Here is a 16,940-nt window from a genome sequence, read left to right as displayed (position 1 = left end):
GCCGTTAAGTCAGAACGGTTCAAACCATTAGAGATTCACCACATTGACGAAACGCGACGCAGCGGTTTCGTCGATACGCAGGTTGGTGAAGTCGAACAGGTTACGGTCCGCCAGCTGCGACGGAATGACGTTCTGCAAACCGCGGAAAATGCTTTCGGTGCGGCCCGGCGTCTTGCGCTCCCACTCCTGAAGCATTTCCTTGACCACCTGACGCTGCAGGTTTTCCTGGGAGCCGCAGAGGTTGCACGGGATGATCGGGAACTGCTTGAAGTCCGAGTAAGCCTGAATGTCTTTCTCGTTGCAGTAGGCCAGCGGGCGGATCACTACGTTACGGCCGTCGTCGGCACGCAACTTCGGCGGCATGGCCTTGAGCGAGCCGTTGTAGAACATGTTCAGGAAAAACGTCTCGACGATGTCGTCGCGGTGATGACCGAGGGCCATTTTGGTCGCGCCGATTTCGTCGGCGAAGGTGTAGAGCGTGCCGCGACGCAGGCGCGAGCACAGCGAGCAGGTGGTCTTGCCTTCCGGCACCAGCTCCTTGACCACCGAGTAGGTGTCCTTTTCGACGATGTGGTATTCCACGCCCAGCTCTTTCAGATAAGCCGGCAGCACATGCTCAGGGAAACCCGGCTGCTTCTGGTCCATGTTCACCGCGACGATCTCGAACTTGATCGGCGCCACCTTCTGCAGGTGCATCAGCACGTCGAGCATGGTGTAGCTGTCCTTGCCGCCGGACAGGCAGACCATGACCTTGTCACCGTCTTCGATCATGTTGTAATCGGCGACGGCTTCACCGGCCTGTCGGCGTAGACGTTTCTGCAGTTTGTTCTGGTTGACCGAAAGAGTGCCCATGGCGCTTGAAATCCGCGAGGTGTGACGAAAGGCGAACATTTTACGCAAAAACGCTGACTGGGCGAAGCACTGAAAAGATCGCAGCCTGCGGCAGCTCCTACACCGGTTCCGTAGGAACTGCCGCAGGCTGCGATCCTTTGATCTCAAGACACAACCGCAATTAAGGCCAGGGTTTACAGCGCGATTTGCTCTAAAGCCCCCCACCTGTAACAGCCAGTACTTTCTATACTGCGACATAAGGTCGCGCGCATTTCAGACCTCTACTTACTTGGCCACTGGCCCGTAGGCGCTCCGCTGGGGGGCGATAGCAATCACGAAGGAGTGACTGACTATGATCCATCACGTCGTGGGGCTTTTCACCCACCCTGATCAAGAATGGAAAGAAATCCGTGGCGACCAAGAGGAAAGTATCAGCCACATGTACCTCACCCACACGCTGATTCTGGCGGCAATACCGGCTATTTCAGCGTTTATCGGTACCACCAAGGTCGGTTGGGTCATCGGTAGCCGCGCGCCGGTCATGCTGACCCAGGAAAGCGCGCTCTGGATGACCATCATGTCGTACCTGGCGATGCTCGGCGGGGTTGCGGTGATGGGCGCGTTCATTCACTGGATGGCTCGCACGTATGACGCCAGCCCGAGCCTGGCGCGCTGTGTCGCGTTTGCCACCTACACCGCCACGCCACTGTTCATCGGCGGTCTGGCGGCGCTGTATCCGCATATGTGGCTGGGCATGGTCGTTGGCACGGCGGCCATCTGCTACACCGTGTACCTGCTGTACGTGGGGCTACCGACCTTCATGAACATTCCGTCGGACGAAGGTTTTCTGTTCTCAAGTTCAGTGCTTGCCGTAGGGTTGGTGGTGCTGGTGGCGATCATGGCATTCACCGTGATTGTCTGGGGCCTGGGCGTTGGCCCGGTCTATACCAACTAGAACCGGCAACTTAAACGGGCAAATGAAGCAAGCGAAGGACGCTGCCGACAAAACAAACAGGGATCTGCCAACACAGGCCGCCGCAAGGCGGCCTTCTTTATGGTTCGACGACCATTCGGCGCCTGAGCGATTCGCAATGAGCGCGGTTTGCAGCATACTCGAAGCCTCTGGAGATCCGCCAAGCATGCCCGAGCAACTCAATTCCCGCGTCGAAGACTGTTTCCAACAAGCCGAATCCTTTTTCAAACGACCTTTCAAACGCCCGGTGGTCAGCCTCAAGTTGCGCGGTCAGAAGGCCGGCGTAGCACACCTGCATGAAAATCTGCTGCGCTTCAATCCGCAGCTGTACCGGGAAAACGCCGAAGACTTCCTCAAACAGACCGTGGCTCACGAAGTCGCGCACCTGATCGCCCATCAACTGTTTGGTGACCGCATACAGCCGCATGGCGAAGAATGGCAATTGATCATGCGCGGGGTGTACGAACTGCCGCCCAACCGCTGCCACACCTACGCCATCAAACGCCGCAGCGTGACCCGCTATATCTACCGCTGTCCGTGCGCCAACAGCGATTTCCCGTTCTCGGCCCAGCGCCATAGCCTGGTGCGACAAGGGCGACGGTATTTGTGCCGGCGTTGCCGGCAGACGCTGGTGTTTACCGGTGAGTCGCGGATCGAATGACCGCATGATCGTTCCCATGCTCCGCGTGGGAACGCATCCCGTGACGCTCTGCGTCACAGTGGACGCGGAGCGTCCATGGCGGCATTCCCACGCGGAGCATGGGAACGATCACACCACGACCTTCGCTGTACGCAAATCTTCGATCTGTTCAGCGCTATACCCCAACTCACCCAACACCTGGTTGGTATGCTCGCCCAATGCCGCGCCGATATGTCGAGGCTCGGGCAACCCGTCTGAAAACTTCAATGGACAGGCCATCTGCGCCTGCGTAGTGCCGTCGTTGCGTGGCACCCAGGTGACCAGATCCCGAGCTTTCAGCTGCGGGTGCTCAACCGCCTCGGCCAGGCTCAGCACCGGCTCAACGCAAGCATCGAGCCCGGCAAACAGCGTGCAGAGTTCAGCAAAGTCATGTTTTTCGAATTCGATCTGAAACGCCAGCTTGAGCGCCTTTTGCTGCTCGGGGACGGGCGACAAACCCAGTACCGCCAGCTCCGGCTGCCCCAGCGCCATGCACAGCTGCTGCATGATATCCGGTTCCAGGCTGCCGACTGACATCCAGCGACCATCGCGAGTGCGGTAATAGTCGTAGAAGCTGCCGCCATTGAGCATCTGATCTTCGCGCCCCGGTGTGACACCACAGGCCAGATACCCCGCGCCCGCCATGGCGTTCAGGCTGAATGCACAGTCGGTCATGCTCACGTCCAAGTGTTGCCCCTGGCCACTGTGCTGACGGGCAATCACCGCCGCCAGCAGGCCGATCACCCCATGCAGCGAACCACCGGCAATATCCGCGACCTGAACGCCCAACGGCAACGGCCCGCTATCCTCACGCCCGGTATAGCTGGATACGCCAGCCAGTGACAGGTAATTGATGTCGTGACCGGCGCGGTCCTTGTAGGGTCCCGTCTGGCCGTAACCGGTGATCGAGACGTAAATCAGCCGCGGATTGATCGCCTTCAGGGCCTCGTACCCCAGCCCCAGGCGCTCCATCACCCCCGGGCGAAACTGCTCGAGGAGGATGTCGTGGTCTTGCAGCAGTTGTTTGACCACCTCCAGCGCTGCTGGCTGCTTGAGGTCCAGCGCCAGGCTGCGCTTGTTGCGATTGAGGTAGGCGTGGCTGGCAGAAGTACCCTGATCGTGGGGCGGTAAAACCCGCAACAGGTCCATCCGGGTCGGCGATTCAATGCGCAGCACCTCGGCGCCCATGTCCGCCAGCAACAACGAGGCAAACGGCCCCGGCAACAGCGTCGAAAAATCCAGAACCTTGAGTGATGCCAATGGCCCGTGCATGTGCGTTCTCCTAAGCGATACCTCAAGCCTAGGCAGCCGATGACCTGGCAGCAATCACCTTAACCATCAGCCGGGCTGACCTTTGCGCTCAAACTGCAGGCGATAAAAAACCCGCCGAAGCGGGTTTTTCATCAACTCAATGAATTACTTCACCGAAGTCGGGGCCGGGCTTTCAGCCACATGCACATCGTCTTCTCCGTACGTATTGGTGATGGCACGACCACCGGAAGCCAGTTCCGTGTGCATCTGGTCGACGTCCAGCTCCTTGACCCACTTGGCCACAACCAGGGTGGCAACCGCGTTACCCACCAGGTTGGTCAGGGCGCGGGCTTCGGACATGAAGCGGTCGATCCCGAGGATCAGCGCCAGACCGGCAACCGGCAGGTGACCGACCGCCGACAGGGTGGCAGCCAGCACGATGAAGCCGCTACCGGTCACACCGGCTGCGCCTTTGGAGGACAGCAGCAGCACGATCAGCAAGGTGATCTGGTGAGTGATGTCCATGTGGGTATCGGTCGCTTGAGCGATGAACACCGCGGCCATGGTCAGGTAGATGGCAGTACCGTCGAGGTTGAACGAGTAACCGGTCGGGATCACCAGACCCACAACGGATTTCTTCGCGCCCAGACGCTCCATTTTGATCAGCATGCGTGGCAGTACCGACTCCGAAGAGGAAGTACCCAGTACGATCAGCAGCTCTTCACGGATGTAGCGAATCACTTTCAGCACGCTGAAACCGTGAGCGCGGGCGATGCCGCCCAGCACGACCAGAATGAACACGATGCAAGTGATGTAGAAGCAGGCCATCAACTGACCCAGTTGCACCAGCGAACCCACACCGTAGGCACCGATGGTGAAGGCCATGGCGCCCAGGGCACCGATTGGCGCGAGCTTCATGATCATGTTGATGATGTTGAACATCACGTGGGCGAAGCGGTCGATGAAGTCCAGGATCGGCTTGCCATAGGCACCCAGGCGATGCAGGGCGAAACCGAAGATCACCGAGAACATCAGCACTTGCAGGATATCGCCGTTGGCGAACGCGCCGACGATGGTGGCCGGGATGATGTTCAGGATGAAGCCAACAACGCTTTGATCAGCGCCGGCCGCGACATAGGCCGCAACCTTGGAGGCGTCCAGTGTGCTGACATCAATGTGCATGCCGTTGCCTGGCTGCACGATGTTGACCACTACCAGACCCACCAGCAATGCGATGGTCGAAACGATTTCGAAGTACAGCAGCGCGTAACCGCCGGTCTTGCCGACCGACTTCATGTTCTGCATGCCCGCGATACCGCTGACGACGGTGCAGAAGATGATCGGTGCGATGACCATTTTGATCAGTTTGATGAACCCGTCACCCAGTGGCTTGAGTGCCACGGCAGTCTGCGGGTAGAAGTGACCGAGCAGGATGCCGATAGCGATGGCAACGATCACCTGAAGATACAGGGATTTGTACAGTGGCTGACGAGTCGTCATTGCAAAGTTCCTCAAGAGCACCGCGCTGCAATCAATCATCTGAGGCAGGCGACACCTAAAGTGCGAACCCTCCTGCACCGGAGGGATTTGTTTTGTCGAGCTGCGCGCTGGCAGACCTCTCGCCCTTATCGCAAAGCCCGTGCCACCTTGCCAGAATCGCCCAAAAGCCTTTTGCTATCAGGGCTGCAGGGTTCCCGTCGTGCCTTGACCATCCGACCGGGGTGGCGGTTTTCCGCCCATAGACCGGCTCTCATCCTACAATTTGGCGGATATCCGCCTTGTCCCGTCACCAGGCCGTGGCTAAGATCCGCCACTCAATGGACGGACCAGACCCCAATGCGCGAACGTACCATCGCCAGTCATTTTGCTCGCGCGGCCCTCGGTGGCGCACGCCGGCGCGGCTATGACTTTTCGGGTCTGTTGCAACGGCTGGGGATCAGCGCCGAATTGCTCGACGAACCTCGCGCAAGGATCGCGCCGGAACAGTTCACCAGCCTGCTGCAAGGGCTCTGGCAAGCACTGGATGACGAATACCTGGGCTTTGCCCGTGGCCCAAGCAAACGCGGCACCTTCGCCATGATGTGCCATGCCTTGATTCACTGCCGTACGCTCGAGAAAGCACTCAGTCGCGGCTTATTATTTTATAGCCTATTCCCCGACGCTCCGCGCCTGACCCTGACCCGCGAAGGTGAAATGGTTCGCTTGAGCCTGGATGATTCTCAGCTGTGGGACCCGGAGCACTTTTTCAGCGAATGTCAGCTGGTGATCTGGCATCGACTGGGCAGTTGGCTGATCGGTCAGCGCATTCGCCTGGAACAGGCCTGTTTCAGCTACCCGAAACCCGGGCACGCTGCCGAGTACGACCTGTTGTTCCCCTGCCCGATGGTGTTTTCGGCCGAGCAAAGCAGTCTGTTGTTCCACAGCCGTTACCTGCACATGCCGTTGTTGCAGGACGAACGTACCCTCAAGCATTTCCTCGAACGTTCGCCCGCCGACCTGCTATCGCGCCCGGATGACGGCGATAGCCTCAGCAGCCAGTTACGCCGCCTGCTCAGCCGCGACAGTGCGCGCTGGCCAGACCTGGAAGCGGTTGCCGCACACCTGCACATCAGCCCGCAGACCTTGCGTCGGCACTTGCGTGAAGAGGGTTCGAGTTTTCAGGAATTGAAAGACCAACTGCGCCGCGACATCGCGATTTATCACCTCAGCCGTGCCGACCTGTCGTTGCAACAGATCGCCGAACAGCTGGGATTCTCCGAACCGTCAGCGTTTCACCGGGCATTCAAGAAGTGGACCGGATTGACGCCAGGCGCTTATCGCGCGCAGGAGAACTGAGTCGTCAGTGATTGTTCCCTCACTCTGCGTGGGAACGAGATTATCGAGGTTGTTTCACACCGCCGGGAAATGAATCCGGAATGCCGCGCCGCCCAAGGCTGAATCCCCCAGGGTCAACTGTGCGCCATAGCTCTCGATGATGTCCTTGACCACCGCAAGGCCGATGCCCTGCCCCGGGTGCTGGCGGTCCAGCCGCTCGCCGCGCTGAAGAATCCGCGCACGCTGATCCGGCGGTACGCCCGGGCCGTCATCTTCGATGCACAGCTCCACACCACTCACGGTTTGCCGCAAGCTGACGCGCACTTCGCCCAGGCACAGGCGATAGGCGTTTTCCAGCAGGTTACCGAGCATTTCCAGCAAAGCGCCCTGCTCGATCGGCACGTAGCACGGGTTCGGCAGGTCGAACGAGGTCCGTACTTGCTTGTCGCGATAGACCTTGTCCAGTGTGTCGCAAAGGCTTTGCAGCACCGGCCGCAACCGCACCTGGTGACGCACCAGGCCGCTTTTACGCAAGCTCGCACGCTGCAACTGATAGCTGATCTGTTGACTCATGCGCTCGATCTGCGATTGCAGCACCCACGCCTGCTCCCGATCTTCCGGCCGCTGGGCCATGTCTTCACTGACCCCTTGTAACACCGCCAACGGGGTTTTCAGGCTGTGAGCCAGGTCATCCAGAGAGTCGCGGTAGCGACTGCGCTGTTCACGCTCGCTACGCAGCAAACGGTTCAGCGAGCCGGTCAGGCGCAACAATTCGCGGGGGTGTTCTTCGCTGAGGCTTTCAAGGGCACCGTTCTCGATCTGGTCCAGCTCCTGGCTCAAGCGTTTCAAGGCTTGCAAGCCCCAGGTCAGGCCGATCCACAGCAGCGACAGCAATACCAGCAACGCGGCGCCAAAACCCAGGTAGAGATTTTCCCGCAGGCCTTCGAGTGTCTGCTCGTACTCACGCACCGGTTGCAGCGCGACGATACTGAACGCTGCGCTTTTGCCGCCGAGCAGCTTGACCTCAACGTCATAGACGAAGAATTCCTGGCCGTTGGTCTCACGAATCCGCGCGAATTGATCGCCGTGCCCGTCGTAACGCGGCCGGTAACTGATGTCCTCTTCATGAGTCGCCCGCGAGCGCCAGACCAGATGACCGTCGCGATCATAGATGTAGCCCAGCAGGCGGCTGTCGGTGAGGTTGAAGAGCTCGTCCGGCAACTGCGTGGGCATCAGCAATCGGTTGTTTTCAACCCGCGCAGCAGAAATCAGTGTGGTGACATCCGAGGCCAGGCGCTGCTTGATCGAATCTTGCAGCGCCAGGCTGAACGCGCCCTGCATGGCCGGCAACAAGGCCAGCATGAACAGCACCGCCAGTGTCGTGGCGGCAAGCATCAAGCGCAGACGGAGCGATCGAATCACCGGCAGCGCTCGTTGAACAGGTAGCCCAGACCACGCACGGTATCAATCGGCTTGAAGCCGGTCGGCCCTTCCAGCTTGCGCCGCAGACGGCCGACCAGCACTTCGATCACGTTTGGATCACGCTCGTCGTCGTCCGGATAGAGCTGTTCCATCAAACGGTCCTTGGCGACCACCTGCTGGTGATGACGCATCAGGTATTCGAGGATCCGGTACTCGTAAGCGGTCAGTGCCAACGGCTGCTCGTCGAGGGTCGCCTGCTTGCGATTGAGGTCCAGCACCAGCGGCCCGGCAATGATGGTTGACTGGGTAAAACCGCTGGAGCGGCGCAGCAAGGCGTTCAGGCGCGCGTCCAGCTCTTCGAACTGGAACGGCTTGACCACGTAATCGTCAGCACCGGCGGCCAGGCCCTCGACCTTGTCCTGCCAGTTGCCGCGTGCGGTCAGGATCAGGATCGGAAAGGTCTTGCCTTCCGCACGCAGCTGGCGAATCAGGTCCAGCCCACCCATGCCCGGCAAACCGAGGTCGATCACCGCCAGGTCATGGTTGAATTGCCCGGTCTGGTACAAGGCCTCTTCGGCATTGGCCACGGACTCGACCACATGGCCATTGTCGGCCAGGCGGGTTTGCAGGTGATGACGCAACAGCGCTTCGTCTTCGACGACCAGCAGTTTCATAACGCTCTCCCAGGCAAAATCAACATCTCCACAGGTACCTCGCACCTCGATGGCTAATACGCCAGTAACGGTAACCCGGTTCAACCAAGGTGTTTGGCAAAACCTGCTGCATCATCCCGGACAACCCTGACGAAGTAACCGATACCACAGTTGTGACTGTAGGTTAACCACAACCCGCTGAACTCGGACTGAACAGGATCGACTAGGCTGTCTGAACGTCTTTTAAAGGAGCATCACCATGCGCGTATTGATCGCACTCGTTTTACTCACCCTGAGCGGTCTCAGCCAAGCGGCAATCAAGACTCAGGAAATCCCTTACAAGAGTGCCGACGGGACTGAAATGATCGGCTATTTCGCCTACGACGATAGCATTCAGGGGGCTCGCCCGGGCGTGGTGGTGGTCCATGAGTTCTGGGGGCTTAACGACTACGCCAAGCGCCGGGCCCGCGACCTCGCCGGGCTAGGCTACAGCGCGCTGGCGATCGATATGTATGGCAAAGGCAAAAACACCGAGCACCCGAATGACGCCATGGCATTCATGAATGAAGCGCTGAAAAACAGCGCAACGGCCAGTGCCCGCTTCAATGCCGGGCTTGATCTGCTGAAAAAACAACCGCAGACCGACCCGAAAAAACTCGCCGCGATCGGTTACTGCTTCGGCGGCGGGATTGTCCTCGATGCCGCCCGCCAAGGGGCTCCGCTGGCGGGTGTGGTGAGTTTCCACGGCGTATTGGCGACCAAAACCCCGGCGACGCCCGGCAGCGTCAAGGCCAAAGTACTGGTGGAACATGGCGCTCTGGACAGCATGATCACCGCGGATCAAGTGGCAGCGTTCAAAACTGAAATGGACAAGGCTGGCGCCGACTATAAGTTCGTCAGCCTGAAAGGTGCCAAGCATGGCTTCAGCAATCCGGACGCTGATCGCCTGAGCCACGGCGATCACGGCGGCCCGGACATCGGCTACAACAAAGCCGCCGATGAAAGTTCGTGGGCGGATATGAAGGCGTTCCTCAAAAAAATCTTTGGCTAACCCTCTCGCACTGATCGTTCCCACGCTCTGCGTGGGAACGCATCCTGTGACGCTTTGCGTCACATCGACGGAGGGACGCGGAGCGTCCCGGGCGGCGTTCCCACGGGGACCGTGGGAACGATCAAGCTGTGTGCAGGCTCAAGCAAGGCTATCCAGCTCTTGGTCAACCCGGCAAAATGCCGGGATGAACCCGCTCCCCGCTCTCCCCGCCTGCTGCTCGCCGCTCGACGCCCACTGGCCGTTGCCTGACGTGCTGCCCGACACGGTACTGCTCAGCACTCGTTTCGATCCATCATTGCTGGCGTTCGATGACTTCCGGCGCAGTACGATCGAACCGCCCCCCAGTATCCAGCGCTCAGTCGCCAAACGTCAGGCCGAGTTTCTCGCCGGGCGGGTGTGCGCCCGGGCTGCCTTGCAGCAACTGGAGGGTCTGGACTGCACTCCGGCGATTGGCGAGGACCGCGCGCCCGTGTGGCCTGCGCATATCTGTGGTTCGATCACCCACAGCACCGGCCGGGCCGCCGCTATTGTCGCGCGCAAGACGCATTGGCGCAGCTTGGGTATGGACCTGGAAAACCTGCTGGACGCCGAACGTGCCAAGCGTCTGGCCGCAGAAATCCTGACCCCGCCCGAGCTCGAACGGATGGCTGCGGGTCGTCAAGATCAGTTGGCGCTGTGGGTAACCCTGACCTTCTCGGTCAAGGAAAGCCTGTTCAAGGCGCTCTACCCCATCGTGCAGAAGCGCTTCTATTTCGAACACGCCGAAGTGCTGGAATGGGCCGACAGCGGGCATGTGCGCCTGCGCTTGTTGACCGACCTCTCCAGCGAATGGCACTACGGCACAGAACTGGATGCGCAATTTGGCGTACACGATGGGCAGTTGTTGAGCCTGGTCAGCATCAAGGCCTGACGATCTTCAGTGCCTGTTCTACCGTCATCGCGAGCAGGCTCGCTCCCACATTGGATCTCCAGTGTTCGCAAATGAAGTTTTTCACCACAGATTTAATGTGGGAGCGAGCCTGCTCGCGATGAGGGCCGAACAAAAGATAAAGATCTCAGGGCTTCTCCTGGTTCCTGGGCCAGCTCAGACTGAAACACGCGCCACCCAGGCTTTTACTCTTGCTGATCAGCGCCCGACCGCCATGCCAGTGAACGATCCGGCGCACGATAGACAACCCCAGGCCGTGCCCGCCGGACGCCCGGGTGCGGCTGTCATCCAGACGCAAAAATGGCGTGAAGATTTTTTCCCAGGCATTTTCCGGCACGCCCGGCCCATCGTCTTCGACATCGACGCGACAACGCTGCTGCCCCACCTGATAACTGATCGACACCTGGGACTGGGCATGACGCATCGCGTTGCTCACCAGATTCTGCAACGCCCGATGCAGGTAGCGCGGCTCAGCCTCGACCCAGGCGCCATCGCAATCGGCAGCCGACAGGCACAGGCCGCGATGCACCGTCACATCGGCGCGTAATGGCGCCAGTTCACCGATCACCTGATTGACCAAGGCATCGAGGTCGACGCGCTGGAAGTTCAGCGCTGGCGAACCCTGCTCCAGCCGCGCATACGTGAGCATCTCGTCTACCAGGCCATCAAGGTCCTGGATATCGTGATCCATGCCCTCCAGGTATTTCTCCCGCGCTTGTCGCGTGCTTGCCGTGCTGATCATCTCCAGTCCAAAACGCAATCGCGCAACAGGCGTGCGCAGCTCATGGGACACCGCACGCACCAGTTCACGCTGAATCGCCAACAGTTGCTGAAGGTGCTCGGCCATGCCGTTGAACGCCGCCGCCAATCGCCCTACCGAATCCGCACCCCTTGCCGGCACGCGGGTTTCCAGGCTGCCTTTGGCGATCCGTGTGGCGGCCGACTCCAGGCCTCGCAAGCGGCGCTCCAACTGGCGCACCAGCAAATAGACGATCAACCCGATCAGGCTCAGACCCAGCGCAGCAATCAATACCAGCCACTCCGGCGGGTACGGATTCATCTGATACAGCGGGCCGATTTCCAGCACCCAGGGCGTACCGACCATCCCGGCAAACACCCGGATCGAATCGCCGCCCTTGCCCAGCGCCATCACCGTGTCGCCTTCGGAGACCCGACGGCTCTGGTCCTCGTCCATGTCCGCCTGATCAACGGTAATCAGTTGCAGCTCGAAGCCAAAGCCCTTGTCCTTCTTCAACGCCTCAAGACGCTTGGGCTGCTCGGCCACCGGATAACGCACCAACTCATCGGCCAACAGGTAAATGGTCGCCCGCGCCAGTTGCTCGCTGATCTGTTGCACTTCTCCGGTCAGAACAAGCTGCTCTTTATCGCTGACCAAACGGTAAACCTTTGCCGCGTGCGGGCCGGTCTGCTCCACCAATGCCTGGCCGTGCAGCACCCGCGTGCGCTGGCTCAGGTCGAGGTCGGTCTGGGCGAACGTCTGCAAGCTCAAGGGAATGCCCAGCAAACGCTCCCACACCAGCAACGCTCGATGACGCTCGGTCTCTTTCATCGGTTGCAGATTGTCGGCCATCAAGGAAAACGTACCGTGGGCCAGGCGCTCGCGGTATTGCTCGCTGCGCACCTGGTTGAGCAGGTGCAAGGCCAGTACACCAAGCACCGCCACCAGAATCAGCGCGGCGCACATGCCGCCATAAATGCGCAGGAAGATCGAGTTCACAAGGGCTGATCTACACAGGCTTCAGGAACGAACAGATAACCCTTGCTGCGAATGGTCTTGATCAGTCGCGGATGGTCCGGGTCATCGCCGATCTTCGGCCGGATCCGCGAAATACGCACATCGATCGAGCGATCCTGACCGTCGTAGCCAATGCCTCGCAGCGCCGTGAAAATTTCCTCGCGGGACAGAATCCGCCCGGCGTTGGCCACCAGCAGCCAGAGCAGATCGAATTCGGCACTGGTCAACTCGATGCCAGTGTCCTGCAGCCACGCCTCACGCAGCGCGTTGTCGACGACCAGCGGGCCGAACTGCAAGCGACGGAGTTTTTCCGGTGCCGCAGGCTCGGGTGCTTCACTACGTCGCAGCAAGGCCTGGACACGCGCCAGCAACAAACGCGGGCGCACCGGTTTGCACACGTAATCATCGGCGCCCATGTCCAGGCCCTGGATCTGGTCCATGTCGTCAGTGCGCGCCGTGAGCATCAGGATCGGCCCGTCGTAGTGATCACGAACCTTGCGGCAAATCGTCAGGCCGTCTTCGCCGGGGAGCATCAGGTCAAGGATCACCAGGTCCGGTTGCTCGGCGATAATCCGCGCCGCCGCCAGCGCTCCATTGCCTTCGAGCGTGACCCGCAGACCGTGGCTTTCGAGGTACTCACGGGTCAACTCGGCCAGGCGCTGGTCATCCTCGACAATCAATACCTGCCAGGCTTCTTGCTCCACGGGTGACCTCTTTGCCGAACACTATTAAGGAAGGCTCCACTCGTCTTTTTGTAATGATTGGAGTGGATAAGTCTGCGTATGCAGTGACCGATTGTAGCAACGCCTTCCCTTGAGAACACAAGCTGGCAAATGCGCTCGGTAACTGCGTTTTTTTGTGATAGGGTTCGCGCCCGCAAAAATCCGCCCAAGGCTATTTTTCAGCGCAAAAATCCATGACAAACGGTCCGCCCCAGCAGGGTTGCGGCCTACACGCCGATTGACAGTTTCATACACATTTTACGCACAGCTTTATCCACAGGTAGTACGTTGCAATCACCCCCCAAAACGCATTATCTTGTAGCTAGCGCTAAAAAAAAACCCTACATGTAGGGGTTTACGCAAAAAACCAAACACAAATCAGACACCAAATTCAAGCGCTTTTATTGCCTCTGTCTGGTTGAACCAAACACAATTTCAGAAGCCCAAACCGCACCTGCGGATGGCGACTGTTTTTTAGCCGCCAACGGCGAAAACGGTACGGGTGTTGCAGTCAATCACTGTCACCCAAACGGAATTCGGTTTTCGGCCCCAAGCTGAGACCAAAGACTTCGGCAAGGAAGCGGCGCTCGACAGCCCCTTCCTGACTGTCCCGAAGTTGTTATGCCCGGCACTTGCCGGTTGTAGTGCTTCAGGACGGAACGGTGGGCACCTTCATGGTGCCCAAACAAACATAGAGAACGTGGAGACACCCATGCAAACCGACACAACTCGCGAGAACCCGCAGGGCACCGCGCCGATGGCCGCTGATTCGAATTCGGATCTGTCCGCCACCGCGCCAGGCCAACTGCGCGTGATCAAGCGTAACGGCACTGTCGTTCCTTACACCGATGACAAAATTACCGTCGCCATCACCAAAGCGTTTCTCGCAGTTGAGGGCGGCACTGCTGCTGCCTCGTCGCGAATCCACGACACCGTTGCCCGTCTGACCGAACAAGTCACCGCGACCTTCAAGCGTCGCATGCCATCGGGCGGCACCATTCACATCGAAGAAATCCAGGACCAGGTCGAACTGGCCCTGATGCGTGCCGGCGAGCAGAAAGTCGCTCGTGACTACGTGATCTACCGTGACGCCCGCTCCAAAGAGCGCGCAGTACGCGCACCTGCCGAGGAAGCGGTACAGGCTCACCCGTCGATCCGCATCACCCGCGCCGACGGCACTTTTGCCCCTCTGGACATGGGCCGCCTGAACACCATCGTCACCGAGGCCTGCGAGGGCTTGGCAGAAGTCGACGGCGACCTGATCCAGCGCGAAACCCTGAAGAACCTCTACGACGGCGTGGCCCTGACCGACGTCAACACCGCGCTGGTGATGACCGCCCGTACGCTGGTCGAGCGTGAGCCGAACTACTCGTTCGTGACCGCGCGCCTGCTGATGGACACCCTGCGTGCCGAAGGCCTGAGCTTCCTGGAAGTCGCTGAAAGCGCAACTCACCACGAAATGGTCGACCTGTACGCCAAGGCCCTGCCTGCCTACATCGCCAAGGGTATCGAATTCGAATTGCTGAACCCGGTCCTGGCGACCTTCGACCTGGAAAAACTCGGCAAGGCGATCAACCACGAACGCGACCAGCAGTTCACCTACCTGGGCCTGCAAACCCTGTACGACCGTTACTTCATCCACAAGGATGGCGTGCGTTTCGAACTGCCGCAGATTTTCTTCATGCGCGTGGCCATGGGCCTGGCAATCGAAGAGAAGAACAAGGAAGACCGTGCGATCGAGTTCTACAACCTGTTGTCGTCCTTCGACTACATGTCCTCGACCCCGACCCTGTTCAACGCCGGCACCCTGCGTCCTCAGCTGTCGAGCTGCTACCTGACCACCGTGCCGGATGACCTGTCGGGCATCTACCACGCGATCCACGACAACGCCATGCTGTCCAAATTCGCTGGCGGCCTGGGCAACGACTGGACCCCGGTTCGTGCATTGGGCTCGTACATCAAGGGCACCAACGGCAAATCCCAGGGCGTTGTTCCGTTCCTGAAAGTAGTGAACGACACCGCTGTCGCCGTTAACCAGGGTGGCAAGCGCAAAGGCGCTGTCTGCGCTTACCTGGAAACCTGGCACATGGACATCGAGGAGTTCATCGAACTCCGCAAGAACACCGGTGATGACCGTCGTCGTACCCACGACATGAACACTGCCAACTGGATCCCTGACCTGTTCATGAAGCGCGTCTTCGATGACGGCAAGTGGACCCTGTTCTCGCCGTCCGAAGTTCCTGACCTGCACGACCTGACCGGCAAGGCCTTCGAAGAACGCTACGAGTACTACGAAGCCCTGACCGAGTACCCGGGCAAGGTCAAGCTGTTCAAGACCATCCAGGCCAAAGACCTGTGGCGCAAAATGCTCTCCATGCTGTTTGAAACCGGCCACCCGTGGCTGACATTCAAAGACCCATGCAACCTGCGTAGCCCACAGCAGCACGTTGGCGTGGTTCACAGCTCGAACCTGTGCACCGAGATCACCTTGAACACCAACAAGGACGAGATCGCCGTTTGCAACCTGGGCTCGATCAACCTGCCGAACCACATCGTCAACGGCAAGCTGGACACCGCCAAGCTGGAACGTACCGTGAACACCGCCGTTCGCATGCTCGATAACGTTATCGACATCAACTACTACTCGGTGCCACAAGCGAAGAACTCCAACTTCAAGCACCGTCCGGTCGGCCTGGGCATCATGGGCTTCCAGGACGCCTTGTACCTGCAGCACATCCCTTACGGTTCCGACGCTGCCGTCGAGTTCGCCGACAAGTCGATGGAAGCGGTCAGCTACTACGCGATCCAGGCCTCCTGCGACCTGGCTGACGAGCGCGGCGCTTACGAGACGTTCCAGGGTTCGCTGTGGTCCAAAGGCATCCTGCCGCTGGATTCGCAACAGATCCTGATCGAGCAGCGTGGCCAGAAGTACATCGACGTTGACCTGAACGAAACCCTGGACTGGGCACCGGTGCGTGCTCGCGTACAGAAAGGTATTCGTAACTCCAACATCATGGCCATCGCACCGACCGCGACCATCGCCAACATCACTGGCGTCTCGCAGTCGATCGAACCGACCTACCAGAACCTCTATGTGAAATCGAACCTGTCGGGCGAATTCACCGTGATCAACCCGTACCTGGTTCGCGACCTCAAGGCTCGCGGTCTGTGGGACTCGGTCATGATCAACGACCTGAAGTACTACGACGGTTCCGTGCAGCAGATCGAACGCATCCCGCAAGAACTCAAAGAGCTCTACGCGACTGCCTTCGAAGTCGACACCAAGTGGATCGTTGACGCGGCCAGCCGTCGTCAGAAGTGGATCGACCAGGCTCAGTCGCTGAACCTGTACATCGCCGGCGCATCGGGCAAGAAGCTCGACGTGACCTACCGCATGGCGTGGTACCGTGGCCTGAAAACCACTTACTACCTCCGTGCCCTGGCCGCGACCAGCACCGAGAAGTCGACCATCAACACCGGCAAGCTGAACGCTGTTTCCAGCGGCGGCAACCACGGTGACGACTCGGTCCTGGCGGCTCCAGCCGGTCCAGCTCCAGTACCGAAGGCCTGCGCCATCGACGAGCCGGATTGCGAAGCCTGCCAATAGGCTGAGCCGGTAAGCATCGCAAGGTGCCTACCTGAAACCCCCGATCAGTCTTCTGGACTGGTCGGGGGTTTTCTTTTGCCTCAAGGAAAGCAGTAACCATAGTGACCCCATCGTCGGAACGCCGCCCGGAACAAGCTCGCTCCCACATTTGATCGCATTTCTCTCAGGGAACTCGATCACCTGTGGGAGCGAGCCTGCTCGCGATGGGGCCAGCCCAGACAACCAGAACCTCAATTCCAGACAGAAATCCCGA

At 59.5% G+C, this 16,940-nt stretch carries 13 protein-coding genes; 6 read left to right on the top strand and 7 right to left on the bottom strand.

Features of this window, described 5'->3' with window-relative positions; genetic code table 11:
• Positions 1-27 precede the first annotated feature (27 nt).
• The gene (gene ttcA / locus BK658_RS00375) at positions 28-852 is read right to left on the bottom strand and encodes a tRNA 2-thiocytidine(32) synthetase TtcA (RefSeq protein ID WP_054593581.1); all 825 of its coding nucleotides are present in this window, start codon (positions 850-852) and stop codon (positions 28-30) included.
• A 331-nt stretch (positions 853-1,183) separates the two neighbouring features.
• On the opposite strand from ttcA, the gene BK658_RS00370 reads away from it, so the two are divergent.
• Both BK658_RS00370 and BK658_RS00365 read left to right on the top strand, forming a co-directional pair.
• Complete coding sequence (locus tag BK658_RS00370) at positions 1,184-1,786, top strand: Yip1 family protein (protein ID WP_054593582.1); 603 nt, start codon at positions 1,184-1,186, stop codon at positions 1,784-1,786.
• Between the two features lie 184 nt (positions 1,787-1,970).
• Positions 1,971-2,465, top strand: a complete 495-nt coding sequence (locus BK658_RS00365; RefSeq protein ID WP_123580169.1) for a SprT family zinc-dependent metalloprotease — start codon at positions 1,971-1,973, stop codon at positions 2,463-2,465.
• A gap of 108 nt (positions 2,466-2,573) precedes the next feature.
• Here the strand turns inward: BK658_RS00365 and BK658_RS00360 are convergent, their stop codons facing one another.
• Positions 2,574-3,755, bottom strand: a complete 1,182-nt coding sequence (locus BK658_RS00360; RefSeq protein ID WP_123580168.1) for a CaiB/BaiF CoA transferase family protein — start codon at positions 3,753-3,755, stop codon at positions 2,574-2,576.
• A 144-nt stretch (positions 3,756-3,899) separates the two neighbouring features.
• Entirely contained in the window at positions 3,900-5,234 is a 1,335-nt protein-coding gene (locus BK658_RS00355) for a dicarboxylate/amino acid:cation symporter (protein ID WP_123580167.1), read from the bottom strand.
• A 336-nt stretch (positions 5,235-5,570) separates the two neighbouring features.
• Between BK658_RS00355 and BK658_RS00350 the strand changes: the two genes are divergently transcribed.
• Positions 5,571-6,569 carry an AraC family transcriptional regulator gene (locus BK658_RS00350; protein WP_123580166.1) on the top strand — a complete coding sequence of 333 codons (999 nt, stop codon included), beginning with the start codon at positions 5,571-5,573 and terminating at the stop codon, positions 6,567-6,569.
• A 54-nt stretch (positions 6,570-6,623) separates the two neighbouring features.
• Here BK658_RS00350 and BK658_RS00345 read toward each other — a convergent pair whose 3' ends face one another.
• On the bottom strand, positions 6,624-7,970 hold the full coding sequence (locus tag BK658_RS00345; RefSeq protein WP_123580165.1) for an ATP-binding protein: 1,347 nt from the start codon (positions 7,968-7,970) through the stop codon (positions 6,624-6,626).
• On the bottom strand, positions 7,967-8,644 hold the full coding sequence (locus tag BK658_RS00340) for a response regulator (RefSeq protein ID WP_123580164.1): 678 nt from the start codon (positions 8,642-8,644) through the stop codon (positions 7,967-7,969). Before BK658_RS00340 ends, BK658_RS00345 begins: the two co-directional genes overlap by 4 nt.
• 238 nt (positions 8,645-8,882) lie before the next feature.
• Between BK658_RS00340 and BK658_RS00335 the strand changes: the two genes are divergently transcribed.
• Positions 8,883-9,674, top strand: coding sequence for a dienelactone hydrolase family protein (locus tag BK658_RS00335; RefSeq protein WP_123580163.1), 792 nt, complete (start codon positions 8,883-8,885; stop codon positions 9,672-9,674).
• Positions 9,675-9,858: 184 nt separating this feature from the next.
• A complete protein-coding gene (locus tag BK658_RS00330; protein ID WP_123580162.1) occupies positions 9,859-10,584 on the top strand; it encodes a 4'-phosphopantetheinyl transferase family protein in 726 nt (241 codons plus the stop codon).
• A 145-nt stretch (positions 10,585-10,729) separates the two neighbouring features.
• On the opposite strand, the gene BK658_RS00325 is transcribed toward BK658_RS00330, so the two are convergent.
• Both BK658_RS00325 and BK658_RS00320 read right to left on the bottom strand, forming a co-directional pair.
• Positions 10,730-12,340 (bottom strand): ATP-binding protein, encoded by a 1,611-nt coding sequence (locus BK658_RS00325; protein ID WP_123580161.1) that lies wholly within the window; start codon positions 12,338-12,340, stop codon positions 10,730-10,732.
• The gene (locus tag BK658_RS00320; RefSeq protein WP_054593592.1) at positions 12,337-13,062 is read right to left on the bottom strand and encodes a response regulator; all 726 of its coding nucleotides are present in this window, start codon (positions 13,060-13,062) and stop codon (positions 12,337-12,339) included. Before BK658_RS00320 ends, BK658_RS00325 begins: the two co-directional genes overlap by 4 nt.
• A 730-nt stretch (positions 13,063-13,792) precedes the next feature.
• Between BK658_RS00320 and BK658_RS00315 the strand changes: the two genes are divergently transcribed.
• The gene (locus BK658_RS00315; protein ID WP_123580160.1) at positions 13,793-16,687 is read left to right on the top strand and encodes a ribonucleoside-diphosphate reductase subunit alpha; all 2,895 of its coding nucleotides are present in this window, start codon (positions 13,793-13,795) and stop codon (positions 16,685-16,687) included.
• Positions 16,688-16,940: the final 253 nt, after the last annotated feature.

Origin of the sequence: Pseudomonas brassicacearum, from assembly GCF_003732175.1 — a bacterium.
Lineage (GTDB): Bacteria > Pseudomonadota > Gammaproteobacteria > Pseudomonadales > Pseudomonadaceae > Aquipseudomonas > Aquipseudomonas brassicacearum_G.
This window is presented reverse-complemented; position numbering and strand designations above follow the sequence as displayed.